Consider the following 23,430-nt stretch of genomic DNA (forward strand, 5'->3'; position numbering starts at 1 on the left):
GCGCCTGAGCATCCGGAGTCACCATGTCCAAGGAATTCGAGATCGTCCGCGAGTTCGAGGTCGACGCGAGCCCCGAGCAGGTCTGGGACGCGATCACCAACGGCACGGCGGGCTGGCTGTGGCCCATGGAGTACGAGCCCAAGGAGGGCGGTGCGGCCCCCTTCGGCGGCACCCTCACCGCATGGGACCCGCCGCACCGTCTCACCGCCCGCACCGAGGACGCGGAGGGCGTGCCCCAGCAGACCTTCAACCAGCTCGACCATGTCATCGAGCCGCGCGAGGGCGGCGGTTCATGGGTGCGCTATGTGCACAGCGGCATCCTCGTCGAGGACTGGGACAACCAGTACGACGGCGCCAACAAGCACACCGACTTCTATCTGCACACCCTGCGGCAGTACCTCAAGCACTTCAGCGGCCGGGCCGCCACGTTCTCGACGCTGGACGCCCCCGCCGCCTCCAACGCCCCGGGCGGCCTCGAAGTCGTCAGCCGCGGACTCGGGCTGCCGGACGACGCGGCCCAGGGCGCGACGGTGCGGGTCGAGGTGCCCGGCGCCGGACCGGTGGACGCGGTCCTGGACTACCGCAACGCGTACTTCGTGGGGCTGCGCACCGACGAAGCGATGTACCGGATCTTCGGCCGTAACCACTTCGGTGCGCCGGTCGGCGTCAGCGTGCACGACTTCGCGGGTGACGCGGACGCGGAGAAGAACGAGGGCGCCTGGCAGAAGTGGCTGACCGGTCTCTTTGCGTGAGCCGGTGTGGGAGTGACCGGGGGCTGTGGGCACAGCCGGGAGCCTTTGTCCCCAAGCCCCCGGTCACGGGATTTTGTCGTCACCCATTTGCTCAGTAAAGTTGCGCTTTTGAAACCCCCAGCGCGCGAGTGATCGAGGAACGACAAGGCAATGACGGTGACAGAGGACAGCCCGGTGTACGGCCCGGGCATCGACCCGGAGCGCCTGGCCGTCTGCCTCAGCGTGCTGGACGAACTCGACAAGCTGGACGTCGACCACCCCGACGCGATCACGGTACGGCGCGCCACCGCGGGCATTTACCGCACGGTGAAGCAGCGCCGCCGCCAGGAGCGCAGGGCCGCCAAGACCGCCCACGACAAGGCGGTCACCGAGGCCACCGCCACCGGCTCCGCCGAGCGGATCGACGACGAGACGGAGGGCCTGCTGCCGTCCTCGTCCGTCTCCGGCGAGATCGCGGGGATACTCCAGCGCCCCCGGTCCTGCTACATCTGCAAGTCCCGCTATATCGAGGTCGACGCCTTCTACCACCAGCTCTGCCAGGAGTGCGCCGCTGAGAACCGGGCCCGCCGCGACGCCCGCACGGACCTGACCGGCAAGCGCGCCCTGCTCACCGGCGGCCGGGCCAAGATCGGGATGTACATCGCGCTGCGACTGCTGCGCGACGGCGCCCACACCACCATCACCACCCGCTTCCCGAACGACGCGATCCGCCGCTTCAAGGCGATGCCGGACAGCGACGACTGGATCCACCGCCTCAAGATCGTCGGCATCGACCTGCGCGACCCCGCGCAGGTCGTCGCCCTCGCCGACTCGGTGGCCGCCGCGGGCCCGCTGGACATCCTGATCAACAACGCCGCGCAGACCGTACGCCGCTCCCCGCAGGCGTACAGCGAACTGGTCGCCGCCGAGCACGCCCCGCTGCCCGCGGGCGAGCTGCCGCCCGCCCAGGTCATAGGCACCTTCGGCAGCGGCGCCGTGGACTCCGTCGCCGCGCTGCCGTCCGCCGCCGGTGAGGGCCTGACCGCCCAGGACGTCACCGGCCTCGCGCTGGTCTCCGGCTCGGCGTCCCTGGAGCGCATCGCCGCCGGCACCGCGATCGACGCCGGCGGTCTGGTCCCCGACCTGCACGACACCAACAGCTGGATCCAGACCGTTTCCGAGGTCGACCCGGTCGAGCTGCTCGAAGTGCAGCTGTGCAACTCCACCGCGCCGTTCATCCTGATCAGCCGGCTCCGCCGGGCCATGGCCGCGGCCGCGGCCAAGCGCACCTACGTGGTGAACGTCTCCGCCATGGAAGGCGTCTTCAGCCGCGGCTACAAGGGCGCCGGTCACCCGCACACCAACATGGCCAAGGCCGCGCTGAACATGCTCACCCGCACCAGCGCCCAGGAGATGTTCGAGTCCGACGGCATTTTGATGACCGCCGTCGACACCGGCTGGATCACCGACGAGCGCCCGCACCCCGACAAGATGCGCCTCGCCGACGAGGGCTTCCACGCCCCGCTCGACCTGGTCGACGGCGCCGCCCGCGTCTACGACCCGATCGTGCGCGGCGAGGACGGCGAAGACCTCTACGGCTGCTTCCTCAAGGACTACGCTCCGGCGAACTGGTAACCCGCAGCTGGTCATGGACGGCGGTACGAGAGCCCACTCCCGTACCGCCGTCCACCCGCGGACCGTCCCCGGTCACCCACGCGGATTCGTCCGAGCCCCGGTGCGACCGCGTTCACCCGCACCGCCGGGGCGAGTTCGCCGGCGGGCTGCAGTGTGACGTGCCGCGGCGTAGGCCTCCGTCCCGCAGCTCGGCCGCAGCCGCCGTTACTCCATCCGGGTCCCGCACGGTGACCACCGCATCGGCCCTGCCCCGGCCGGTGCGCCTGCGATGGCGAAGCCGGTACCACAAAGGCCCCTGTCACCTGGGCTGTCCTGTATCCGGGGCAGTTTTGCGCAGGCCCGGAAATCTTCCGCCTACGATCCCGCGAAGCCCCGCACAGGAATTGATCGTTGGCCGGAATTGAGTTGGTTTACCGGAGATTTACAGGCCCCATCGAGCGGAGCCTTGCTCATTTGGTTACTCTGGGGTGAACGGACGCCACCAAAGGGCCCACGAAACCCCCTTGGCCGTCCTGGGACAGGTCTACAACCAGGCTGCGGTCCCGCCCGATTACCGGCGCCACCGCGACCGAAATGCACTTGTCCCAGTTACGCGACACAGAGGAGTGCGCGGTGACAACAGATGTGAAGAAGCACGAGAAGCGACCGCCGGAACGCGGCGGCGAACGGGCCGGCCGGCCCGAAGAACTCGGCAGCCTGGAAGTCTGGGCCCGATCGGCTCCGATCCGGCTGGCCGGCTACGAGGACGACCTGGCCGAGCCGCACATCCTGCCCGGCATCGACTGAGCGGATCGCTTCGCCGCGTACCCCCTGCCGCATCGGCAGGGGGTACGCGGCGTCCGGGTGTTCAAAGCAGCCTGGTCGGTCTGAGGAACTCGCGCACATGGGTGCGGTGCCACCAGGCGCCGGTGGTCCGCAGTTCGCGCCAGGTCGTGTACCGGTAGCGGTACAGCCTGGCGCGGACGTACGCGGGCGGGGCGTCGGGGAACGGATTGCGTCCCAGCAGTCGCAGCGTGTCCCGGTCGCCGTCCAGCAGCCGCTCCATGAACGGGCCGAACCAGGGGGCCGCGTATGCGGGGGAGAGCGCGGCGAACCACATCATCCAGTCGAGCCGCAGATGGTACGGCGCGAACTGGCGGGGCAGCCTTCGCACATCACCCGGCTTGCCCTTGAATTCGTACTCCCGCCACACCGTGCCCTGATGGAGCACCTTCTCGTCTGTGCCCTCGACCACCAGCTCGTGCCGCACCCGCCCGACCGAGCCGAACGCGCCGTAGGCGTTGACCAGATGGAGCGGATCGTAGGACCGGTTCATCTGCTGCCGCCGCGAGAAGAGATTGCGCGCCGGTCGGTAACTGCGGCCGAGGATCAGGGCGGTGACGGCGATCACCACGATCTCGTACCAGAGCGGAGGCATGGGCAGCGCGGGCGGATCCGTGATCAGTGAGCCGTCCACGGCGGACAGGGCGAGCACGATGGTCAGCCAGTTCAGCCAGGAGAAGTTGCCGGACAGCACCAGCCACAGCTGGGTCAGCACGATCATCCCGGCGGCGGCACTGGCGATCGGCTGAGGGGTGAACAGCAGCACGGGGACGAGAAGTTGGGTCACATGGTTGGCCGCCACCTCGACCCGGTGGAAGGGTTTGGGGAGATGGTGGAAGAACCAGCTCAGTGGACCCGGCATCGGCTGTGTCTCATGGTGGAAGTCCAGACACGTCAGCTTGCGCCAGCACTCGTCGCCGCGGAGTTTGATCAGCCCCGCACCGAACTCCACCCGGAACAGCACCCAGCGCAGCAGCCACAGCACCAGCACGGGCGGAGCCGTGCGCTCATTGCCGAGAAAGACCGCGAGAAAGCCCGTCTCCAGGAGCAGTGACTCCCAGCCGAAGCCGTACCACGTCTGGCCGACATTGACGATCGACAGATACAGCACCCACAGGGCCGCCCACCACGCCATCGCGGCCGCGAGCGGGACATGGTCGGCCGCGCCCGCCACCAGCGCCGCCGAGAGCAGACAGCCGGCCCAGGCGCAGAGGGCGAACAGGCGATCGGAGTAGCGCAGTTGGAACAGGCTCGGCGCACGGCGCATCGGCACCCGGCGTACGTACGCGGGCACCGGCAGCATGCCCCGCTCGCCGATCAGCGCCCGGAACTGCAGGGCGGCGGTGAGAAAGGCGACCAGATACACCGCGGCCAGAGCCCGCTGGAAGACCAGCCGGCTGAGCCAGTAGTCACCGTCGCTGAACCACTCCATTGCCTCCAGTATCGGCCGCGGCAAGCCGTCGCACCGTACGACCGAGCCGCTTGGCGAACCACTTCTGCACCACGGGCACGAGCGGACCCGCGAGCCGGGTGTACCAGCTCGCCGGACGGCTGAAGGCCATGACGGTGAACCACACCGAGCCGTCGTCGCGGATGTCGACGACGAACGACTCCTCACCGCGCTCGGGATGCCCGGTCAGAGTGCCGTAGCCGAATCCGATCCGGTCATTCTCGTACGCCGTCCAGATCACCTCGCACGGCGCGGTGAGCCGCAGCCGGCCGACCCCGAGCGAGACCTCGACCCGGGCGCCGGGCTCGGCCCGTGCCGCCGCGGTGCGTACCCTGGCGCCCGACCCGCGGTGCATCCGCCAGCCGGTGACCGCCGCGCCCGCCGCCTCGAAGACGGCGCGGCCGCGGCCGATCGGGGCGGTGTGGTGGAGGTGGTGGTAGCCGTCGGGCATCGGGCCGAGCCGGGTGGCGCCGGTTTCGGGATAGTTGAGGGTGCGTACGCGATTCATGCGGCGCTCTCCTTGAGTCGTCGCCAGGCCAGCACCGAGCAGAGTGCGAAGCCGAGGGCGTTGCCGAGGCCGTGGGTGGCGGCCATCCAGGTCAGGGTCGGGTGGGGCAGGCCGGTCGCCTCGCCTAGCGCCCAGCTCAGGGCGAGCAGCATCGTCGCCACCAGCACGGCGGCCGAGACGGCCAGCAGTCCGCGGGTGAACCGGTCGCGGCTGCCGGTGCGGACGTCGCGCCAGGTCAGCAGCGCGACGGTCCACATGCCCGCGGTCAGTACGAGTGCACCGAGCAGCTCGGCCCAGTCGTCCAGGAAGTAGCCGGCCAGGACGAGAAGGGTGCCGAGCGGCACGCTCAGCGCCGCGAAGCGCCCGGCAGGACCGGCCGTCGTGCGGCAGACCAGGCCCGCCACCAGCGCGGCCGCGAAACCGGCGAAGTGGAAGTGCGGCACGGTCAGCGCCAGGATCGGCAGGCTGAAGCCGAAGAGCTCGTGCCCGGAGCGTTCCGCGACGAGTGCGACACCGGCGACCGACGGGGTCACCAGGGCCGTGAGCACCGCGATCTCCGCGGGCGCGAGCGATCGGGTGCGGGCCGCCCGACGCGGGGCCTGCGCGGCGAGGACCAGCGTGCCGAGCGCGTACACGGCCGCGAGCACCGTCGCCGTGGTCGAGCGCGGCAGCCAGAGGGAGACGGCTCCCGGGACCGCGAACAGCGGCCATGTCCGCCGAATGGGCGCGAGCCCGGCGGCGTCGATGAGGCGGAGTCCCGCGGGCACGACCACCAGCATGCCGAGCATCACGATCAGGCTGACCAGTACGGACATCACGCACCCCACCCCTGGATTGAACGTGTTCAATTCCCTGTGGTCGCAGACTATGCGCTTACTTGAACGCGTTCAAGTCGCGGAGGTGAGGGGAATCCGGCAGAACTTGAGGGACCAATTGGGGTGAAGAGGCGGGAGACTTTCGTGCGTCCACCCATTCGCCGTCGGTACGCCGCGGTCGTCGGGCTGTCCGCGGCGCTGTCCTGCACGCTCCTGGTCGCCGGATGCGGCGGCAGCAGCACGGCGGCGGAGTCTGAGGAGGTCTACCTCCAGCCCGCAGGGGTCGCGGGCCAGGACCCGTACACCGCCTCCACGGCCAGGACCGGCATCGGACCTGTGCCACCCGCCCCGTCCGGCGTGCCGCGTGGTCCCGCCGGGCCGCAGACGCTGCGCACCCTCTCCGGCGCGACGCCCGGCCTGTACGGCGGTACGCAGTCGCTGGGCAGCTGCGACGTCGAGCGGCAGGTGAGCCTCCTCGTCGCCGACCAGGCCAAGGAGCGCGCCTTCGCCAAGGCCGCCGACGTCTCCCAGGCGGAGGTCCCGGACCATCTGCGCGGACTGACCCCCGTCGTACTGCGCGCCGACACCCGCGTGACCAGCCACGGCTTCCGCGACGGCGCCGCCACCAGCTACCAGGCCGTGCTGCAGGCCGGGACCGCCGTGCTGGTGGACCAGCACGGCACGCCGCGCGTGAGGTGTGCCTGCGGAAACCCGCTGAAGCCGCCGGTCGCCGTCAAGGGCGCCGTGGTCCGCAAGGGCCAGTCCTGGACGGGCTACCAGTCGGACCGGGTCGTCGTCATCAAGCCGACCGCCGACGTCGTCAACAACTTCGTCATCGTCAACATCGTCACCAACACCTGGATCGAGCGGCAGGCCGGGACCGACGGCGAGCTGGACAAGCGGCCCGATGTGCTCCCGCCCGTGACCCCGGACGACATCTTCACCTATCCGCCGGTGACGCCCGAGCCCGGTGACAGCCTCGCGCCCACAGCGCCCACAGCGCCCACAGCGCCCACAGCGCCGGACCAGCCAGCCAACCCACCCGCCCAGCCGCCCGCCGAACCGCCTGCGGACCCCCCGGGCGAGGCACTGCCCCCGCCGGTCAACCCCGATATGCCCTCCGAAGAGGGAGTGGCACCGTCCCAGCCGGACCTGATCATCCCCGAGGAGCCGGCGTCGCCGGACCTCTTCCAGGGGTGAGCGCACTGTCCGAGCCGGTCGAAGAATCCGACAAATGATGGCAGAGTGGGCCCATGGTTGATCGGGCAGCGGGTGCCCTGTCGCTTCCCGACGACTGGCCGGCCGACCCGGATCAGAACCTGACCCTCAACCGCATGGGCAGCTTCGACTGGGACCTGGTCAGCGGGCTGATGCATCTGGACCAGGCCGGTCATGAGGTGTTCGATCTGCGCCCGGGCGAGTACGACGGCCGCCCGGAGAGTCTGGCATCCCGGGTGCCGCCGGACGAGGCCGCCCGGCTGGACACCGCGGTGGCGCAGGCGCTGAAGAACGGCAGCGACCACTACGGTGCGTACTTCCGCATCCGCCGCCGCGACGGCAGCCTGCGCTGGACCCACACGCAGGCGAGTGTCCGCCGCGACGGGACGGGTCGCCCGGTGCGCATCATCGGCATCGTCCGCGACGCCACCGAAGAGCTTGCCGAGTCCAGGGCGCGCCTGGAAGTCGACGTCGAGCGCCGCCGGCAGACCAGCGTCGTGGAGAGCACCACCGCCGCCCTCGCCCACGCCAGGACCGTCCAGGACGTCATCGACGTACTGAAGGACTCGCAGGGTCTGGAGCACTTCGGCGCGACCAGCCTCGTTATGGGGCTGCTGGAATCGGGCCGCATCCACCTGGTCGCCGAGGGGCCGGAGGGCTCGTTCGTGCCAGGCACCCGCTACACGCGCGTCGACGAGGAGTACCCGATGAGTGAGGTGGTACGAACCCTCACGCCCCGCTTCATCGAGTCCGAACGGGACTTCGCCGAGTCGTATCCGGTCCTGTGGCCGCATATCAAGGGACTCAAAATCACCTCTGCCGCCTATCTGCCGCTGATCGCCCAGGCTCGTCCCATCGGGGCGCTCGGCCTGCTGTACGGCGACAAGACAGGCTTCAGCTCGGAGGAGCGCAATCTGCTGGTCGCTCTCGGCAGCAGCATCGCCCAGAGCCTCCAGCGCGCCATGCTCTACGAACAGGAGCACGATCTCGCCGAAGGCCTCCAACAGGCGATGCTGCCGCGCCGGATCCCCTTGGTGCCCGGTGCGCAGATCGCGGTGCGCTACCGCTCCGCCCGCATGGGCCGGGACATCGGAGGCGACTGGTACGACATCATCGCGCTGCCCGGGGGGCGGGTGGGCGCGGTCATCGGCGACGTACAGGGACACGACACGGACGCGGCAGCGGTGATGGGGCAACTGCGCATCGTGCTGCGGGCGTACGCGGCCGAGGGGCACACCCCGGCCACCGTGATGGCGCGAGCCTCCGTCTTCCTCGACGAGCTCGACACCGACCGGTTCGCGACCTGCATGTACGCGGAGGCCGACATGTCCACCGGTGTGGTGCAGCTGGTGCGGGCCGGGCATGTCGACCCGCTGATCCGGGACATCGACGGAACCTGCCGACGGCTGCCGGTGGAGGGCGGGCTGCCGCTGGGGCTCTCTGCGGAGTTCGGGCAGCTCGAATACCCCGTCAGCACTGTCGAGTTGGACCCCGGCCAGACCTTGCTCCTGTACACCGACGGACTGGTCGAGCAGCCCGGCGCCGATCTCGACGACGGGATGCAGATGCTGACCGCGGTGGTGCGCGGCGGCCCGCGCGATCTGCAGCTGCTCGCCGACCATCTGTGCGAGGTGGCGGGCGATCGGGGCGGTGAGGACGACGTGGCGATGCTGTTGCTGCGCAGAAAGGGCGCGTACACCCCGCAGACGGGCGGCCGGTTGCAGCAGCATGTCGGGCAGAACGACCCGGAGGCGCTTCGCTCGGCCCGGCACATGATCCGTGCGGCGGTACGAGCCTGGGGCGCACGCGAGCGGTCGGACGAGATAGAACTGGCTGCCGACGAAATGATCACCAACGCGCTGATGCACACGGACGGCGGCGCGATCGTGACCATCCGGGTGCTGTCCGGCCCGGAGCGGCGGCTGCGGGTGGAGGTCGAGGACCGTTCCAGTGCGCTGCCGCGCAGGCGGGACGCGGGCGAGTCGGGCGTCTCCGGCCGCGGGCTGATGCTGGTGGACAGGCTGGCGGAGGCCTGGGGCGTGGAGTCGAGAGGCAGCGGCAAATGTGTCTGGTGCGAGTTCATAGTTCCGGACCGGCCGCCCAACTGATGGAAACCTGTTGTTAACTGTCCGTGAAGTGATCGTACTTGACCGTAATCGACCGCAGGCGTTTGACTTCGTATTCTGTGGCCTTCAGGACACCCTTTCGGACACCTTCTAGGACAAGAGGTCCCCTTGAGCAGCGAGCTTCTTGCCCCCCTCGACCTGGCGTTCTGGCACCTCGAGTCCGCCGGCCATCCGATGCACCTCGGTGCCCTTGCCTTCTTCGCGCCCGCGCCCGCGCCCGCGGCCGGGGCGCGGAGCGACGACGGCATCCTCGATCTGCTCGCCACGCGCGCCGCCGCGATCCGCCGGCTGCGGATGCGGGTGAGGGATGTCCTGCTGCCCGTCGGCGGCGCGCGCTGGACCGTGGCCAAGGACTTCGACGTACGGCGGCATGTGCACCATGTCCGCCTCCCGGCCGGTGATTTCGCCACCGAGGCCGCCGGGATCGCCGGCGAGCTGATGGAACGTCCTCTCGAACGAGGTCGGCCGCCGTGGGAGATGTACCTCCTCACGGGTGAGCCGGGCGGCCCGTTCGCGGTGCTGGTGAAGCTGCACCACGCGCTGGCGGACGGCATGCGCGCGGTCGCCATCGGGGCCGGCATCTTCGACGAGATCGCCGACGCCCGCACGACCGGCGTACGGCGGGCGCGTACTGTGCCGCCCCGGCCCTGGTTCGCGGGTCCCTCACAGGTGGCCGGTTTCGCCCGCGGCCGGATCGAGGAGCTCGGCCGGGCCGTCGGTGTGGGGGCCTCGGTCGTCCGGGCCAGCAGGCTCGACCCGCGCGGCACAGCCGCGCTCACGGCCGGTTCGAGCGGCACCCGGCGGCTCGGCACCGCCGTACTCGACCTTGAAGACGTGCAGCGCGTACGCAGGGCGGCGGGCGGCACCGCCAACGATGTGCTGCTCGCCATCGTCGCGGGCGGGCTGCGGCGCTGGCTGGAACAGCGCGGCGAGCGGCTGCCGGCCGCCGACCCTCGTGCCCTGGTGCCCGTCTCCCAGCGCAGGCCCGGCAGCCCGCCCGGCTCTGGCAACAAGTTCTCCGCGTATCTGCTGGAGCTTCCGGTCTCCGACCCCGATCCGCGCTCACGGCTCGACGCCGTACGCACCGCCATGGACCGCAACAAGGCGGCAGGGCCTTCGCGCGGCGCCGGGGCGCTGGCCGTGCTCGCCGATCAACTGCCGCCGCTGGCACACCGGTTCGGCGCGCCCCTGGCGGGCGGCGCGGCCAGGATGCTCTTCGACGTGCTGGTGACCAGCGTGCCGCTGCCGCGCTCGGCCCTGTCGCTGGGCGGTTGCCCGCTGCGCGAGGTCTACCCGATGGCGCCCCTCGCCCGCGGGCAGTCCCTGGCGATCGCCATGTCCACCTATGGCGGCCGGGTGCATGTCGGACTGGTCGCCGACGGCAAGGCGTTGCCCGATCTCGACCGGCTGGCGCGGAGTCTGGGGGAGGAGCTCGCAGAACTCCTCGATCTGATTCCAGTGGCCCCGCTCGATACTCCGGCCCGATAGATCGGACAGATCGGAGATTCGCCGTACCCGCCGACCACCGCCGTCTTCGAGACCACCGCGAGCCGGGTCTACGGACTGCCCCCGCACGGTGAATCTCGGTGAGCCTGCGCCCGCCCCGCCCCTTTGGCACCCTGGATGCATGCCTGAGCTGCCCGAAGTCGAAGCGCTGAGAGAGTTCCTCGACACCCACCTGGTGGGGCAGGAGGTCGTCCGCGTCCTGCCGCTGGCGATCAGCGTCCTGAAGACGTACGACCCACCGCTGACCGCCGTCGAGGGCGAAGAGGTCACCGCCGTGGACCGGCACGGGAAGTGGCTCGACATCAGCGTCGGCCCACTCCATCTGGTCACCCATCTCGCCCGGGCGGGCTGGCTCCAGTGGAAGGACGAGTTCCCGGCCGCCCCGCCACGCCCCGGCAAAGGTCCGCTCGCGCTGCGTACCGTCCTCGCTTCGGGCGGCGGCTTCGACCTCACAGAAGCGGGCACCACCAAGCGCCTCGCCGTCCATCTCGTACGCGATCCGGCCGAGGTCCCCGGCATCGCCCGTCTCGGCCCCGATCCGCTCGCCGACGGCTTCGACCGGGACGCCTTCGCCGCGCTGCTCGCCGGGGAACGGCGGCAGATCAAGGGCGCGCTGCGCGACCAGGGCCTGATCGCCGGAATCGGCAACGCGTACAGCGACGAGATCCTGCATGCCGCGAAGATGTCGCCGTTCAAGCCCGTGCATAACCTCGCAGAGGACGAAATCACCGTCCTGTACGAGGCCCTGCGCTCCACCCTTCGTGACGCAGTTGAGCGCTCGCGCGGAGTCGCCGCCGGCCGGCTCAAGGCCGAGAAGAAGAGCGGCCTGCGCGTCCACGGCCGCACCGGTCAGCCGTGCCCCGTCTGCGGCGACACCATCCGTGAGGTCTCCTTCAGCGACTCCTCGCTGCAGTACTGCCCCACCTGCCAGACCGGCGGCAAGCCGCTCGCCGACCGCAGACTCTCCCGGCTTCTGAAGTAGCGCCGGACAGCGGCCCCGAGAGCCCGGAGCTACCCCTTGAGGGAGACGAGAGGCTGTCCGTCGAGGGTACGAACCTCCCAGTGGCCGATGTCGCCGCTCGGCAGGTCCGTACCCCCCTCGATGTCCAGCGGATCCTCGTGGCCCTCAGAGCCCGGTATCCCGTAGCCACCGGTCGGCACCGTCCAGGTGAGGACCGGGTGTTCGATGCCGTCCTTGCCGATGGCGACGAGACGGCAGGCGCCGGGCCCCTTGAGACCCGACAGACGCAGCGCGACCGCCGTGCCCCAGGCCCGGTCCTGCGTCGCGGCGGCCGCCGTGACACCCGTCGTGGCATCCTTCGCCACGATCTGGCGAGGGGCGGGGCTCCCGCTCCCGGCGTCCTGGATCGCGAGCGCCGCGGCGGGCAGGGCGACGATCAGAGCCGCGGCCGCCGCGACCAGCTGCAGCCGGCGCCTGCGGCTGCGCCGCCGCACCACGACGACCTCGTCGGTCAGCCGGTCGAGCAGCCGTCTGCTGGGACGGGCCTCGACCCGGTCGGGGCCTGCGAGTTCGGCCAGCGACGTGGCGGCCGAGGCGAAGTCGGAGAGCTGTACCGTGCACATCGCACAGTCCGCCAGATGCTCCTCGAATCGGAACGCGTCCGCGGGCTCCAGGACGCCCAGTGCATAGGCGGCCACGTCCCGGTGCCGCTGCTGCAAGCTCATGGCGTCCTCGATTCGTCTTTCGCCCCGTTGCCGTACTGCGTCTCGGGTCTGTAGCGGGTCTGTAGCGGGTCTGTCGCCCTGAAGTACGGATCAGGTGCGCGCCGTGCTCAACTCCATGGGCGTCGAGCGCAACCCCCGCACTGCCCGGTTGCTCGGCGCGTACGTCCTGGGTGTGCTCGGTCCGGCCGAGGACGCCCGCGCCCGTGGCCACCTGCCGGTCCCCGGTCCCGGCGGCCGGACGCCGTAGTCCGGCCGCGGAGGCACGCCTACACTCCGTAGCATGCTGCGCGTACTGGCTGTCGATGACGAGAAACCGGCACTCGAAGAGCTGCTCTACCTGCTGCGCTCCGACTCCCGCATCAGGAGCGCCGAAGGAGCCACGGACGCGACCGAGGCACTGCGCCGCATCGGCCGCGCGCTGGACGCGGGCCCGGACGGGGACAACGCCATCGACGTCGTCTTCCTCGACATCCACATGGCCGGTCTCACCGGTCTCGACGTCGCCAAACTGCTCGCCGGATTCGCCCGGCCGCCGCTGATCGTGTTCGTCACCGCCCACGAGGGCTTCGCCGTCCAGGCCTTCGACCTCAAGGCCGTCGACTACGTTCTCAAGCCGGTGCGCAGGGAGCGGCTGGCCGAAGCCGTACGCCGGGTCCGCGACCTGGTCGTCTCGGCGCGCGAGCCCCGGCAGCCCGACCCGGTGGGCCCCGCGCTGCCCACCCCCGTACCCAGCACCCCACCGGCCTTCGCGCAGCAGGCCGCCCAAGGGGGGACCGGCCAGGCCGCTGAGCAGATACCCGTCGAACTGGGCGGCGTCACACGGTTCGTGCCGATCGACGACATCGCCTACGTGGAGGCCCAGGGGGACTACGCCAGGCTGCACACCGAGGACGGCAGCCACCTGGTGCGCATCCCGCTGTCCACCCTTGAGGAGCGCTGGGCGTCGCGCGGGTTCGTGCGCATACACCGCAGCCATCTCGTCGCCCTCGCCCGTATCGACGAACTGCGCCTGGACGCCGGGACGACCACGGTCCGGGTCGGCTCCGCCGAACTCGCCGTCAGCCGCCGCCATGCGCGCCAGCTGCGCGAACTGCTGATGCGGCACGTCAGGGGCTGAACCGCGTGGGCGGACCCAGCGCCCGGGACCCCCGGCGCCCGGACCCGGTCGACCGCCGGACGGGCGGACGGAACCGCTCGTCGCCCCACCACCGCCGTACGGCGACGTACGTCATCCGCTGACCGAGCCGCCGCCGGATTCGGCGCAGCCGCCCCCGCCCGCCGCCTAGCCTTGATCGGGCCTGGGGAGAAGGGGCCTGATGTCCGACATCGAAGCACTGCTGGAGGAACTCCGGAGCCTGCCGTCGACCCGGCTGTCCAGCGCTGGTGACCTGGAGACACTGCTCACCACGGTGAAGAGCGCGGCCGGGCGATGGGCGGATGTGCTGTACGAGATCCATGAATCGGCACAGGGCCTGGCCGGCCCGCGCGCCGAGGCCGCTCTCGAAGTCGCGTTCCGCAGGGCCGAGGAGTCCTACGTCGAGCTGGAGATCGCGCTGAGTGACTGCGCGCAGCGCACGGGCCACTGAAAGTCGTCGCTCTACCGTCGCCGTCTCGAGCTTCGGCTGGTGTCTACCGCAGGTAATCACCCCTGCGTAGACTCCACAGCTCTCAAGAGTTCGCCGAGAGATGCTGGAGCGGACGACGATGTCTGCAGAGCAACAACCCCGCCGTGAAGTGGTCACCGGCGTGCCGCGCAGCGCCAGGCGCGCTCCCGGGCACGCCCCCGCCCGGTCCGAGATCAGCGAGCAGACCACACTCGGCGCAACGTATGTCCGCTCGCTCATGCGCAGCCAGCTGCGCGCCGCGCTCTACGCGCTCGGGACGCTCGCCCTGCTCGTCGGCTCGCTGCCGCTGCTCTTCGCGCTCCCGGCCGTCTTCGGCGGCACCCTCTCCTCGCCCGAGCCGTTCGTCTGGGCGGCTCTCGGTGTGGCGGTCTACCCGGTGATGTGGCTGACCGCCCGCTGGTACGTGCGCCGGGCCGAGCGCAACGAAGAGGACTTCACCAGGCTCGTCGAAGGACGCTGACCTCGTGAACCAGACCTACGCGGTGACGGCCGTCACCGTCGTGGTGCTCGCCACCGTCCTCATCGGCGCCCTCGGTCTGCGCATATCCCGCACCACCTCCGACTTCTATGTCGCCTCCCGCAGCGTGAAACCCGGCCTCAACGCCGCAGCCATCAGCGGCGAGTACCTCTCGGCCGCCTCCTTCCTCGGCATAGCGGGGCTGGTCCTCCTGCAGGGCCCGGACATGCTCTGGTACCCGGTCGGTTACACCGCCGGCTATCTCGTCCTGCTGGTGCTGGTCGCCGCCCCGCTGCGCCGCTCGGGGGCGTACACCCTCTCCGACTTCGCCGAGGCCCGGCTGGAGTCCGCCGCCGTGCGCAGGCTCGCCAGCCTCTTCGTCGTCGGCATCGGCTGGCTCTATCTGCTGCCCCAGCTACAGGGCGCGGGCCTCACTCTGGAGATCCTCACCGGTGCACCCGACTGGGTGGGCGGCCTTGTCGTCGCCGTTGTCGTCACCGGGGCCGTCGCGGCGGGCGGCATGCGCAGCATCACCTTCGTACAGGCCTTCCAGTACTGGCTCAAGCTCACCGCCCTGCTGGTGCCCGCGCTCTTCCTCGTCGCGGCCTGGGCCGGTGACGACACGCCCCGGGCACGCTTCGACGCACCCGCGCTCTTCCGCGAGCACACGGCCGTGCGCATCGACGACACCGTCCGCGTCGATCTCGACGGGCCGCTGACCCTCACCGTCACCGGCGACGTCGACGACACACGGTACGAGGACCGGAAGGTCACTCTCGACAAGGGCACCCACCGCATCGAGGCCGGGACGACTCTGGGCTTCCCGAAGGGCGCCGAAGTGCCCCAACGGGCCTCGGCCTCGTCGGGCACCGATCCGGCAAGCTGGTCGCAGCCGCTCTCCGGCGGCCGGGACGGCTATCACCTGTACGCGACGTACGGACTGATCCTCGCCACCTTCCTCGGCACGATGGGGCTTCCGCATGTCGCGGTCCGCTTCTACACCAGCCCCAACGGACGTGCCGCGCGGCGCACCACCCTCGTCGTCCTGGGGCTGATCGGCGCGTTCTATCTGCTGCCGCCCGTCTACGGCGCGCTCGGGCGGATCTACGCGCCCGAACTCTCCCTTACCGGGGACGCGGACGCGGCCGTGCTCGTGCTGCCGGAGCGGATGGTCGGCGGAATAGCGGGGGACCTGCTGGGGGCGCTGCTGGCGGGCGGTGCGTTCGCCGCGTTCTTGTCCACCGCGTCCGGACTGACCATGTCCGTCGCCGGCGTCATCACGCAGGATGTGCTGCCCGCGCGCGGCGTACGGTACTTCCGCCTCGCGACCCTCCTCGCCATGGCGGTGCCGCTCGCCGTCAGCGTCGTGGCCACCAATGTGCCCGTCGCCGACGCGGTGGGGCTGGCCTTCGCCGTCTCCGCGTCCTCCTTCTGCCCGCTGCTGGTGCTCGGCATCTGGTGGCGAAGACTCACGCCGCCGGGCGCCGCCGCCGGGCTCGTCGTCGGCGGCGGGGCGGCGCTCACCGCGGTGATGGCCACCCGCGCGGGCCTCGCGCCCGAGGGTTGGGCGCACACCCTGATGGCCTGGCCCGCGGTGTGGTCGGTGCCCGTCGGCTTCCTGACCATGGTGCTGGTCTCGCTGGCCACGCCGAGCCATATACCTCCCGGCGCCACCGCCATCCTCGCGCGGCTGCACCTGCCGGAAGATCTCGCTGGCAGGCCGCAGCCCGAAGGAGCGGAACGATGACCGGGATGGGAATGGCCGCACTCGTAGCCGCCGGAGCGGTACTGCTCACGGCCGGAATCGCGCTCGGCAGGCTGACGGCACGGCGCGTCGTCAAGTCCGACCTCGACCTGGGCACGCCCGTCGAACGGGCCACCTTCCTCACCCTGCACACCGCATCGCTCGCCGCGCCCCCACTGCGGGCCGGCCTCACCGAGGACACCGCACGCAAGGCCGCCCGGCGGCTGCGCTCGCTGCTCGGCACAGAGGCGCTCTGCCTCACCGACCGCGAATCCGTCCTCGCCTGGGACGGTCCCGGTGCCGACCACCACGAGCAGCGCGTGATGGTGCGCGTCGCCGAAATGCTGGACTCCGGGCGCAGTCAGAGTGTGCATACCGAGTGCGAGGACCTGGAGTGCCCGCTGCGCTGGGCCGTGATCGCCCCGCTGACCGGCGAGGAGGGCGTGCTCGGCGCGCTCGTCGCCTACGGCTCGCGGGAGTCGGCCGTTCTGGTGCGGGCCGCCACCGAGGTGGCCCGCTGGGTCTCCGTCCAGCTGGAACTGGCCGAGCTCGACCGGTCCCGCACCCGGCTCATCGAGGCGGAGATCCGTGCGCTGCGCGCCCAGATATCGCCCCACTTCATCTTCAACTCGCTGGCCGCGATCGCTTCCTTCGTCCGCACCGACCCCGAGCGCGCCCGTGAACTGCTCCTGGAATTCGCCGACTTCACCCGCTACTCCTTTCGCAGGCACGGAGAGTTCACCAACCTCGCCGACGAGCTGCGCTCCATCGAGCAGTACCTGGCGCTGGCCGGGGCCCGCTTCGGCGACCGGCTCAAGGTGACCCTCCAGGTCGCGCCGGAAGTGCTACCGGTGACGCTGCCGTTCCTGTGTCTGCAGCCGCTCGTCGAGAATGCCGTCAAACACGGTCTGGAGGACTCGAAGAGCGAATGCCGCGTCACGATCGCGGCGCGGGACGCCGGCGCAGAGGCGATGGTGACCATCGAGGACGACGGCGTGGGCATGGACCCGGACGTGCTGCGCGGGATCCTCGCGGGGGAGCGGACGACGTCGTCGGGCATCGGCCTGTCCAACGTCGACGAACGGCTGCGCCAGGTGTACGGGGACGATCACGGGCTCGTCATCGAAACTGGCGTCGGCGCGGGCATGAAGATCACGATCCGGATCCCCAAGTACCGTGCGGGCGTGCACTCCTCGGCGGGCCGCCGGTCCGCGGAGTGAGCGGGCTTCCTCTGACCGAGGTGCATCTGCGGGTGACCGAGGTGCATCTGCGGCTGGCCGGGCCGGGGGCCACCCGCGCCGTGCGGCAGCTCAGCCGCGGGGCGAGGCAGCTCCGCGCCGCCCAGGCTTTCCCGGCGGCCATCCCTCGCGTTCTTCAGAAGAGATGGATGGCCAGATGGCTCAGCGGAAGTCCCAACTGCCAGGCCGGTGTCCATATCTGCGCGTACTCGTCCACGGCTGCGTCCATCGGGTTCGGCGAGTGCCACGGATCGCCGCCCTCGCCGAGATCGGCGGCGAGCAGCTCGGTCTGCCGCAGCCAGCTCCAGGCGCCCAGCGCGAGGGCCAGATCCGGGTCGGCGCCGTCGCCCAGTTCGCTCTCCCGCTGCCGCCGGGCGGCCAGCCGCTCCTCCACCCACTCACGCCAGGGATGGCCGTAGGAGGTCAGAGACAGCCACTCGTCGATGCGGGAGACCACCCGGACGCCCGCGAGCTCTTCCGCGCTGTCACACAGATAGATGGTCAGCGCCAGCGTCTCCCGGCCCGCCCGGTACTCGAGCGAGCCGCCCTCGACGAGAGCGCCCGTGCGCAGCATCTCGTCGGCGATGTACTCGGCGCAGAGCCACGCCATGGGTACTGCCAGCCCGCCTCCGCTGGTGCCGTTCGAACTCTCGGGCCGCACGCTTCCCACCTTCCTCCCGGACGACTTCGTTGGGCGGCTTCGTGCGCCGGCCCCGACGAAGAGCCTCCACCGAGAGACACGGCTGGGAGCCCGTCTTTACTCAACTTGAGCGTGAGGTTTCGCATACGGTCGCCCTTTGGCCGTGACCCGAGGGGGACGGGGAAACCGGCGGGACATCCGGGGCGCGCGTGACTGCCCGGGCTCGGCTGTCGGATCCGGCGCGGCAGCGGCGACCAACGGTCGAAGGGGCGCGACGAGCGGCGCGGCGGACCGGTGCGCGGCGTCAGCGACGGCCCGCGCCCGCGCCCGCCCTCGCGCGCGGTCGCGCGTAGCCAGGCAGGCAGCGGGCGAGCGCACGCAGTGCGTAGTACGAACGCGACTTGACCGTCCCCGCCGGTATCCCGAGCGTTTCTGCGGCCTCGTTGACGCTCAGCCCGTGGAAGTAGATCTGCACCAGCACCGCGCGGTGCTCGGGGGTCAGTGACTCCACGGCGGCCCGGACGTCGAGCGCGGCGACGGCCGCCTCTGTGACGTCCGCCGGGTCCGGCGTGGTGGCCAGAACCCCGTCGCCGATCTCGGTGGGACGGGCCAGCCGGGATCGGCGGGCGTCGATCGCGAGGCGGCGGCCGACCGTGAAGAGCCAGGGCCGCATCGACTCGTAAGGGCCTTCGAACGCCTCGGGGTGCTGCCAGGCCCGTACGAGCGTCTCCTGCAGCAGATCCTCGGCGCGCTGCTGGTCCCCATAGGTCAGACCGAGCAGAAAGCTGAACAGAGCGGGGCCGTGTTCACGCTGCAGCTCCACCATGGCGCGCTCGTCGGTTGTCGCTGAAGCGGTCGCGGTCGCCATTGTCAACACCCCTTCGTGCAGAATCGCTCCACGTGGCGTATACGAACGCATCCGGGCGCGGAGGGACAGATGACGCACGGTTGTCTTCGGCGAGCGGTCGCACGGAGCGACGAATGGTGCGGTGAGCGGTCAGCCGGAGCAATCGGAACGGGCAGCTCCGTCTCAGCGCGGACCGTCTACGGCATGGGCGACGAGATCGCCGGTTCGGCGGTCAGCCGTTCCGGTGGCAGCGACCCCTGCGGCAACCAGGGCTCCCTCGGCTGTTTCACCTTCTCACCGCCTGCCGAGGCGGGTGAGCGCTGGCCGGTGACGAAGGCGGAGTTCGTGCCGCAGTGGATGGACGCCAGAGCCAGTCGCGTCATCAGCCTGCCGGACGCGCTGCGCCGCGCCGCCGACCGGGACGACTACCGCGAGGCCCAGGCGGCGATCCGCAAGGCGGTCCTCGGCCGCGGGGCCGCCAAGGACGGCCTCACCATGAGCCGCCAGCGCCCCACCCACAGGGGCGACCGGCTACGGAACGACGGTCACCGGCCAGCGCCCGGCTTTCACCAGACGGACCGCCACCGACCCGACGATCCGGTGCCCCGCCGACTCCGAAGCCCCGACCACCACAGCGTCCGCCTTCAGCTCGTCGGCCGCGGTGACCAGTCCGCTGTACGGGTCACCGCGGACGGTGTGGAACTCCCAGCGGACGTCCCAGATCCCCTTGACCCGCTCGGCGGCGGACCGGATCTCGGCCACCAGCTCCTCGGCGATCTCCCCGGTCGCGTCCCCGACCGGGACGCCGAACGCCGCGCCCGCCGGCATCACCGGCTGGACGTACACGATGGCGAGCAGGGCGTTCTGCCGACGTGCGAGACCGCCCGCGTACGCCGCCGCCCGCAGCGAGGAATCGGAACCGTCCAGGCCGACCACGATGACCTTCGGGCCGTCGGTGCCGCGTTCGAACTGCTGCGGTTGCTGCCGAGGCTGCTGCTCTGTCACACCAACGAGGCTAGTCGCTCCCGACAGGCGGCCCGCTGGTGGCCTCTTTAGAGTGCAGATCATGAGTGTCACCGTGCTGGAGCCGACTCCCGCCCGTGGCAGCTTGCTGAGCAGGGTGCCGGGCGCATTCGCGATGTTCTTCGGCGCACTCGGCGTGTTCTGCGTCGTCCTCGCACTGATCCCTCCGCTGCGGCATGTGCTGCGCCCGGTCGCCCTCTTCCTGGACCGGGTCACTGTCCCCGTCAGCGCGAACCTCGCCTACGCCGCGTTCCTGCTGCTGCTCGCCGCGGCCGTCGGCGCCCGCAAGAAGGCCGCCTGGTGGCTGGTCGTCGGCTATCTGGCCCTGCTGCTGATCACCGACGTCCTGGTACTGATCTTCGACAGGGACTGGGTCTGGATCCCCAGTCTGGTGCTGTGCGCGATCGCCCTGGCGGTGCTCGTCATGGCCCGCGGGGAGTTCTACGCCGAGACCCGGCGAGGGGCCCTGCGGCGCGCGCTCCTCGTCCTGGTTCTCGGGCTCGCCGCCGGAATCCTCGTCGGCTGGGGTCTTGTCGAGTTGTTCCCGGGCGGGCTGCCCCGGGGCCAGCGGCTGCTGTGGGCCGCCAACCGGGTGCTCGGCGGACTGGTCTCCAGCAACGAATTCGACGGCCTACCGCCGCGACCGCTCTTCTTCCTGCTCGGCCTCTTCGGCGCGATCGCCCTGCTCAGCGCGGCCGCGACGCTGTTTCGCTCGCAGCGCATGGAAGCCGCCCTGCACGGCGACGAGGAGTCCCGTATCCGTGCCCTGCTCGGCGCCTACGGCTCCCAGGACTCGCTCGGCTACTTCGCCACCCGCCGCGACAAGGCCGTCGTCTTCTCACCCAACGGCAAGGGCGCCGTCACCTACCGCGTCGAGGCAGGCGTCTGCCTCGCCAGCGGCGATCCGGTCGGCGACAGGGGGGCGTGGACCCCCGCCATCGAGGCCTGGCTGGACGTCGCCAGACGCTACGCCTGGGCCCCCGCCGTGATGGGCGCGTCCGAGGAAGGCGCCAAGGTCTTCGCCCGCTCCGGGCTCGGGGCGATCCAGCTCGGCGACGAGGCGATCTTGAACGTCGGCCGCTTCGACCTGAACGGCCGCGACATGCGGGTCACCCGGCAGGCCGTGAACCGTGTGCAGCGAACCGGCGCCACCACCCGGATCCGCCGTCACTCCGCCCTGAGTGACGAGGAGATGCAGCGCACCGTCGACAAGGCCGACGCCTGGCGGGACACCGAGACCGAACGCGGCTTCTCCATGGCGCTCGACCGCCTCGGCGACCCGGCCGACGGCGACTGCCTGCTCGTCGAGGCCCTCGACGGGGGCGGCAATCTGGTGGCCCTGCTCTCCTTCGTGCCATGGGGCAGGGACGGCATCTCGCTCGACCTGATGCGCCGTGACCGCACCGCGCCCAACGGCGTCATGGAGTTCATGGTCGCCGAGCTCTGTGCCCACGTGCGCCGAGTCGGCATCCGCCGGATCTCCCTCAACTTCGCCGTCTTCCGCTCCGCCTTCGAGGAGGGCGCCCGCATCGGCGCGGGCCCCGTCCTGCGGATCTGGCGCAAGCTGCTCCTCTTCTTCTCCAAGTGGTGGCAGCTGGAAGCCCTTTACCGGTCCAACGTCAAGTACCAGCCCGAGTGGTACCCGCGCTTCCTCTGCTACGGCGATGCCGGCTCCCTCGCGCGCGTGGGCCTGGCCTCCGGGATCGCCGAGGGCTTCGTCTCCGTACCGAGCCTGCGCAAGCTCTGGGGGAGGGGCAAGGGACGGCCGAGGGGAATGGTCACCCCCGTCACCACCGAGGGGCTGCCGTCCATCGACTCGCTCGGCCTGGTGGGTCCGGACTCGCCCGCCGCGGCGGGCGAGCAGCGGCTGCCCGAGCAGGTGCGGATCCGCCACCGCAAGCTGGAGCGGCTGCGCGCCAACGGCACTGACCCCTATCCCGTCGGCATCGCCCAGCGCACCGACACTCTCGCCGAGATCCGGGCCGTGACCCCCGCGCCCGAACCCGGCACCCGCACCGGCCGCAAGGCCACCGTAGCCGGGCGCGTGATGGCCGTACGCGACCTCGGCGGCGTCGTCTTCGCCGTACTGCGCGACTGGTCCGGCGACCTCCAGCTCGCCCTCACCCGCGAGGACTGCGGGGAGGGCGTCCTGAAGGACTTCACCTCCGTCGTCGACCTCGGCGACCACATCACCGTCGGCGGCGAGATCGGCGCCAGCGACAAGGGCGAGCTCTCCGTCTTCGTCACCGAGTGGCAGCTGACCGGCAAATGCCTGCGCCCGCTGCCCGACAAGCGGCACGGACTGGCCGACCCCGAGGCCCGGGTCCGCCGCCGCTATCTCGACCTGGTGGCGAGCCCCGAGGCGCGCGATGTCGTACGCAACCGATCCACCGCCGTCCAGGCGCTGCGCCAGGGCCTGCTGGACCGCGGCTATCTCGAGGTCGAGACGCCGATGCTCCAGCAGATCCACGGCGGCGCCAACGCCCGCCCCTTCACCACTCACATCAACGCCTACGACCTCGACCTGTATCTGCGCATCGCGCCCGAGCTGTATCTGAAGCGGCTGTGCGTGGGCGGTCTGGAGAAGGTCTTCGAGATGGGCCGCACCTTCCGCAACGAAGGAGTCTCCTACAAGCACAACCCCGAGTTCACGATGCTGGAGGCCTATCAGGCCTTCGCCGACTACGACGTGATGCTCGATCTGACCCGCGAGCTGATCCAGGGCGCGGCCACCGCTGCCTTCGGCGCCCCGATCGCGCACAAGGCAGGCCCGGACGGCAGGCTCGTCGCCCACGACATCTCCGGCCCCTGGCCGGTCAAGACGCTGTACGAAGCGGTGTCCGAGGCGCTCGGCGAGGAGATCGACGCCGACACCGACGAGGCGGTGCTGCGCCGGCTCTGCGACCGGGCCGGCGTCCCGCACATCCCGGACGACACCCGCGGGGATGTGGTGCTCGAAATGTACGAGCGCCTCGTCGAGGAGCGGACCAAGATGCCCACCTTCTACAAGGACTTCCCGACCGATGTCTCCCCGCTCACCCGTCAGCACCGCCGCGACCCACGGCTCGCCGAACGCTGGGACCTGGTGGCTTTCGGTACGGAACTGGGCACCGCCTACTCGGAGTTGACCGACCCCGTGGAGCAGCGGCGCAGGCTCACCGCCCAGTCGCTGCTCGCCGCCGGCGGCGACCCCGAGGCCATGGAGATCGACGAGGACTTCCTGGACGCGCTGGAGTACGCCATGCCGCCGACCGGCGGTCTCGGCATCGGAGTCGACCGGCTCGTCATGTTCCTCACCGGACTGACCATCCGCGAGACGCTGCCCTTCCCGCTGGTGCGCCGCGGCTGACGGTCCGAAT

At 70.8% G+C, this 23,430-nt stretch carries 22 protein-coding genes; 14 read left to right on the plus strand and 8 right to left on the minus strand.

The features are described from left to right. Nucleotides 1–23 precede the first annotated feature (23 nt). The 3 genes from ACFYWY_RS09025 to ACFYWY_RS09035 all read left to right on the plus strand — a co-directional run bounded on the left by ACFYWY_RS09025 (nt 24) and on the right by ACFYWY_RS09035 (nt 3,152). Complete coding sequence (locus ACFYWY_RS09025; RefSeq protein ID WP_389181967.1) at nt 24–752, plus strand: SRPBCC domain-containing protein; 729 nt, start codon at nt 24–26, stop codon at nt 750–752. 150 nt (nt 753–902) lie between these two features. After that, nucleotides 903–2,366, plus strand: a complete 1,464-nt coding sequence (locus tag ACFYWY_RS09030) for an SDR family NAD(P)-dependent oxidoreductase (RefSeq protein WP_389181970.1) — start codon at nt 903–905, stop codon at nt 2,364–2,366. A 612-nt stretch (nt 2,367–2,978) separates the two neighbouring features. Further along, nucleotides 2,979–3,152, plus strand: a complete 174-nt coding sequence (locus tag ACFYWY_RS09035; RefSeq protein ID WP_389181973.1) for a hypothetical protein — start codon at nt 2,979–2,981, stop codon at nt 3,150–3,152. 61 nt (nt 3,153–3,213) lie between these two features. On the opposite strand, the gene ACFYWY_RS09040 is transcribed toward ACFYWY_RS09035, so the two are convergent. Genes ACFYWY_RS09040 through ACFYWY_RS09050 form a run of 3 tightly spaced genes read right to left on the minus strand, consistent with a single transcriptional unit; the run spans nt 3,214 to nt 5,961 of the window. After that, nucleotides 3,214–4,620, minus strand: a complete 1,407-nt coding sequence (locus tag ACFYWY_RS09040) for a lipase maturation factor family protein (RefSeq protein WP_389181975.1) — start codon at nt 4,618–4,620, stop codon at nt 3,214–3,216. After that, on the minus strand, nt 4,598–5,146 hold the full coding sequence (locus tag ACFYWY_RS09045) for a DUF1990 family protein (RefSeq protein WP_389181978.1): 549 nt from the start codon (nt 5,144–5,146) through the stop codon (nt 4,598–4,600). The genes ACFYWY_RS09040 and ACFYWY_RS09045 overlap by 23 nt, the downstream gene beginning before the upstream one ends. Then, nucleotides 5,143–5,961, minus strand: a complete 819-nt coding sequence (locus tag ACFYWY_RS09050; RefSeq protein WP_389181981.1) for a YndJ family protein — start codon at nt 5,959–5,961, stop codon at nt 5,143–5,145. Before ACFYWY_RS09050 ends, ACFYWY_RS09045 begins: the two co-directional genes overlap by 4 nt. 144 nt (nt 5,962–6,105) lie before the next feature. Here ACFYWY_RS09050 and ACFYWY_RS09055 point away from each other — a divergent pair, with 144 nt between their 5' ends. The 4 genes from ACFYWY_RS09055 (at nt 6,106) to ACFYWY_RS09070 (ending at nt 11,793) form a co-directional block, all read left to right on the plus strand. Next, nucleotides 6,106–7,161, plus strand: a complete 1,056-nt coding sequence (locus ACFYWY_RS09055; RefSeq protein ID WP_389181984.1) for a DUF6777 domain-containing protein — start codon at nt 6,106–6,108, stop codon at nt 7,159–7,161. Nucleotides 7,162–7,214: 53 nt separating this feature from the next. Further along, nucleotides 7,215–9,287, plus strand: a complete 2,073-nt coding sequence (locus ACFYWY_RS09060; RefSeq protein ID WP_389181987.1) for a SpoIIE family protein phosphatase — start codon at nt 7,215–7,217, stop codon at nt 9,285–9,287. 126 nt (nt 9,288–9,413) lie between these two features. Then, nucleotides 9,414–10,793 carry a wax ester/triacylglycerol synthase family O-acyltransferase gene (locus ACFYWY_RS09065; protein ID WP_389181990.1) on the plus strand — a complete coding sequence of 460 codons (1,380 nt, stop codon included), beginning with the start codon at nt 9,414–9,416 and terminating at the stop codon, nt 10,791–10,793. Between the two features lie 139 nt (nt 10,794–10,932). Continuing rightward, nucleotides 10,933–11,793: an Fpg/Nei family DNA glycosylase gene (locus ACFYWY_RS09070; RefSeq protein WP_389181993.1), complete on the plus strand. Its 861-nt coding sequence runs from the start codon at nt 10,933–10,935 to the stop codon at nt 11,791–11,793. 29 nt (nt 11,794–11,822) lie between these two features. On the opposite strand, the gene ACFYWY_RS09075 is transcribed toward ACFYWY_RS09070, so the two are convergent. After that, nucleotides 11,823–12,497, minus strand: a complete 675-nt coding sequence (locus ACFYWY_RS09075) for a hypothetical protein (RefSeq protein ID WP_389181996.1) — start codon at nt 12,495–12,497, stop codon at nt 11,823–11,825. A 103-nt stretch (nt 12,498–12,600) separates the two neighbouring features. Between ACFYWY_RS09075 and ACFYWY_RS09080 the strand changes: the two genes are divergently transcribed. The 6 genes from ACFYWY_RS09080 (at nt 12,601) to ACFYWY_RS09105 (ending at nt 17,543) form a co-directional block, all read left to right on the plus strand. Then, nucleotides 12,601–12,744, plus strand: coding sequence for a hypothetical protein (locus ACFYWY_RS09080; protein WP_389181999.1), 144 nt, complete (start codon nt 12,601–12,603; stop codon nt 12,742–12,744). Nucleotides 12,745–12,777: 33 nt separating this feature from the next. Then, nucleotides 12,778–13,614, plus strand: a complete 837-nt coding sequence (locus ACFYWY_RS09085; RefSeq protein WP_389182002.1) for a LytR/AlgR family response regulator transcription factor — start codon at nt 12,778–12,780, stop codon at nt 13,612–13,614. 199 nt (nt 13,615–13,813) lie between these two features. Beyond that, nucleotides 13,814–14,083 (plus strand): hypothetical protein, encoded by a 270-nt coding sequence (locus tag ACFYWY_RS09090; RefSeq protein ID WP_389182005.1) that lies wholly within the window; start codon nt 13,814–13,816, stop codon nt 14,081–14,083. A gap of 118 nt (nt 14,084–14,201) precedes the next feature. Further along, nucleotides 14,202–14,582, plus strand: coding sequence for a hypothetical protein (locus tag ACFYWY_RS09095; RefSeq protein WP_389182008.1), 381 nt, complete (start codon nt 14,202–14,204; stop codon nt 14,580–14,582). Nucleotides 14,583–14,586: 4 nt separating this feature from the next. Continuing rightward, complete coding sequence (locus ACFYWY_RS09100) at nt 14,587–16,326, plus strand: cation acetate symporter (protein WP_389182011.1); 1,740 nt, start codon at nt 14,587–14,589, stop codon at nt 16,324–16,326. Beyond that, nucleotides 16,323–17,543 carry a sensor histidine kinase gene (locus tag ACFYWY_RS09105; protein WP_389182014.1) on the plus strand — a complete coding sequence of 407 codons (1,221 nt, stop codon included), beginning with the start codon at nt 16,323–16,325 and terminating at the stop codon, nt 17,541–17,543. Before ACFYWY_RS09100 ends, ACFYWY_RS09105 begins: the two co-directional genes overlap by 4 nt. A gap of 154 nt (nt 17,544–17,697) precedes the next feature. Here ACFYWY_RS09105 and ACFYWY_RS09110 read toward each other — a convergent pair whose 3' ends face one another. The 4 genes from ACFYWY_RS09110 to ACFYWY_RS09125 form a co-directional block, all read right to left on the minus strand. Then, nucleotides 17,698–18,222, minus strand: coding sequence for a hypothetical protein (locus ACFYWY_RS09110; RefSeq protein ID WP_389182017.1), 525 nt, complete (start codon nt 18,220–18,222; stop codon nt 17,698–17,700). Nucleotides 18,223–18,505: 283 nt separating this feature from the next. Beyond that, nucleotides 18,506–19,069: a sigma-70 family RNA polymerase sigma factor gene (locus ACFYWY_RS09115; RefSeq protein ID WP_389182020.1), complete on the minus strand. Its 564-nt coding sequence runs from the start codon at nt 19,067–19,069 to the stop codon at nt 18,506–18,508. A gap of 176 nt (nt 19,070–19,245) precedes the next feature. Next, the gene (locus ACFYWY_RS09120) at nt 19,246–19,431 is read right to left on the minus strand and encodes a hypothetical protein (RefSeq protein WP_389182023.1); all 186 of its coding nucleotides are present in this window, start codon (nt 19,429–19,431) and stop codon (nt 19,246–19,248) included. A gap of 148 nt (nt 19,432–19,579) precedes the next feature. After that, a complete protein-coding gene (locus ACFYWY_RS09125) occupies nt 19,580–20,116 on the minus strand; it encodes a universal stress protein (protein ID WP_389182026.1) in 537 nt (178 codons plus the stop codon). Here ACFYWY_RS09125 and lysX point away from each other — a divergent pair. Next, complete coding sequence (lysX, locus tag ACFYWY_RS09130) at nt 20,115–23,420, plus strand: bifunctional lysylphosphatidylglycerol synthetase/lysine--tRNA ligase LysX (RefSeq protein WP_389182029.1); 3,306 nt, start codon at nt 20,115–20,117, stop codon at nt 23,418–23,420. The two genes, ACFYWY_RS09125 and lysX, sit on opposite strands and share 2 nt — an antisense overlap. Nucleotides 23,421–23,430: the final 10 nt, after the last annotated feature.

Origin of the sequence: Streptomyces sp. NPDC002870 (genome assembly GCF_042888505.1) — a bacterium.
GTDB lineage: Bacteria > Actinomycetota > Actinomycetes > Streptomycetales > Streptomycetaceae > Streptomyces.

Bases quoted from the DNA above. Each gene is read 5' to 3' on its own strand.
- ACFYWY_RS09025 (WP_389181967.1), top strand. From the start codon at position 24: ATGTCCAAGGAATTCGAGATCGTCCGCGAGTTCGAGGTCGACGCGAGC.
- ACFYWY_RS09030 (WP_389181970.1), top strand. From the start codon at position 903: ATGACGGTGACAGAGGACAGCCCGGTGTACGGCCCGGGCATCGACCCG.
- ACFYWY_RS09040 (WP_389181975.1), bottom strand. From the start codon at position 4,620: ATGGAGTGGTTCAGCGACGGTGACTACTGGCTCAGCCGGCTGGTCTTC.
- ACFYWY_RS09045 (WP_389181978.1), bottom strand. From the start codon at position 5,146: ATGAATCGCGTACGCACCCTCAACTATCCCGAAACCGGCGCCACCCGG.
- ACFYWY_RS09050 (WP_389181981.1), bottom strand. From the start codon at position 5,961: ATGTCCGTACTGGTCAGCCTGATCGTGATGCTCGGCATGCTGGTGGTC.
- ACFYWY_RS09060 (WP_389181987.1), top strand. From the start codon at position 7,215: ATGGTTGATCGGGCAGCGGGTGCCCTGTCGCTTCCCGACGACTGGCCG.
- ACFYWY_RS09070 (WP_389181993.1), top strand. From the start codon at position 10,933: ATGCCTGAGCTGCCCGAAGTCGAAGCGCTGAGAGAGTTCCTCGACACC.
- ACFYWY_RS09075 (WP_389181996.1), bottom strand. From the start codon at position 12,497: ATGAGCTTGCAGCAGCGGCACCGGGACGTGGCCGCCTATGCACTGGGC.
- ACFYWY_RS09085 (WP_389182002.1), top strand. From the start codon at position 12,778: ATGCTGCGCGTACTGGCTGTCGATGACGAGAAACCGGCACTCGAAGAG.
- ACFYWY_RS09090 (WP_389182005.1), top strand. From the start codon at position 13,814: ATGTCCGACATCGAAGCACTGCTGGAGGAACTCCGGAGCCTGCCGTCG.
- ACFYWY_RS09095 (WP_389182008.1), top strand. From the start codon at position 14,202: ATGTCTGCAGAGCAACAACCCCGCCGTGAAGTGGTCACCGGCGTGCCG.
- ACFYWY_RS09105 (WP_389182014.1), top strand. From the start codon at position 16,323: ATGACCGGGATGGGAATGGCCGCACTCGTAGCCGCCGGAGCGGTACTG.
- ACFYWY_RS09115 (WP_389182020.1), bottom strand. From the start codon at position 19,069: ATGGCGACCGCGACCGCTTCAGCGACAACCGACGAGCGCGCCATGGTG.
- ACFYWY_RS09120 (WP_389182023.1), bottom strand. From the start codon at position 19,431: ATGACGCGACTGGCTCTGGCGTCCATCCACTGCGGCACGAACTCCGCC.
- lysX (WP_389182029.1), top strand. From the start codon at position 20,115: ATGAGTGTCACCGTGCTGGAGCCGACTCCCGCCCGTGGCAGCTTGCTG.
- ACFYWY_RS09125 (WP_389182026.1), bottom strand. From the start codon at position 20,116: ATGATCTGCACTCTAAAGAGGCCACCAGCGGGCCGCCTGTCGGGAGCG.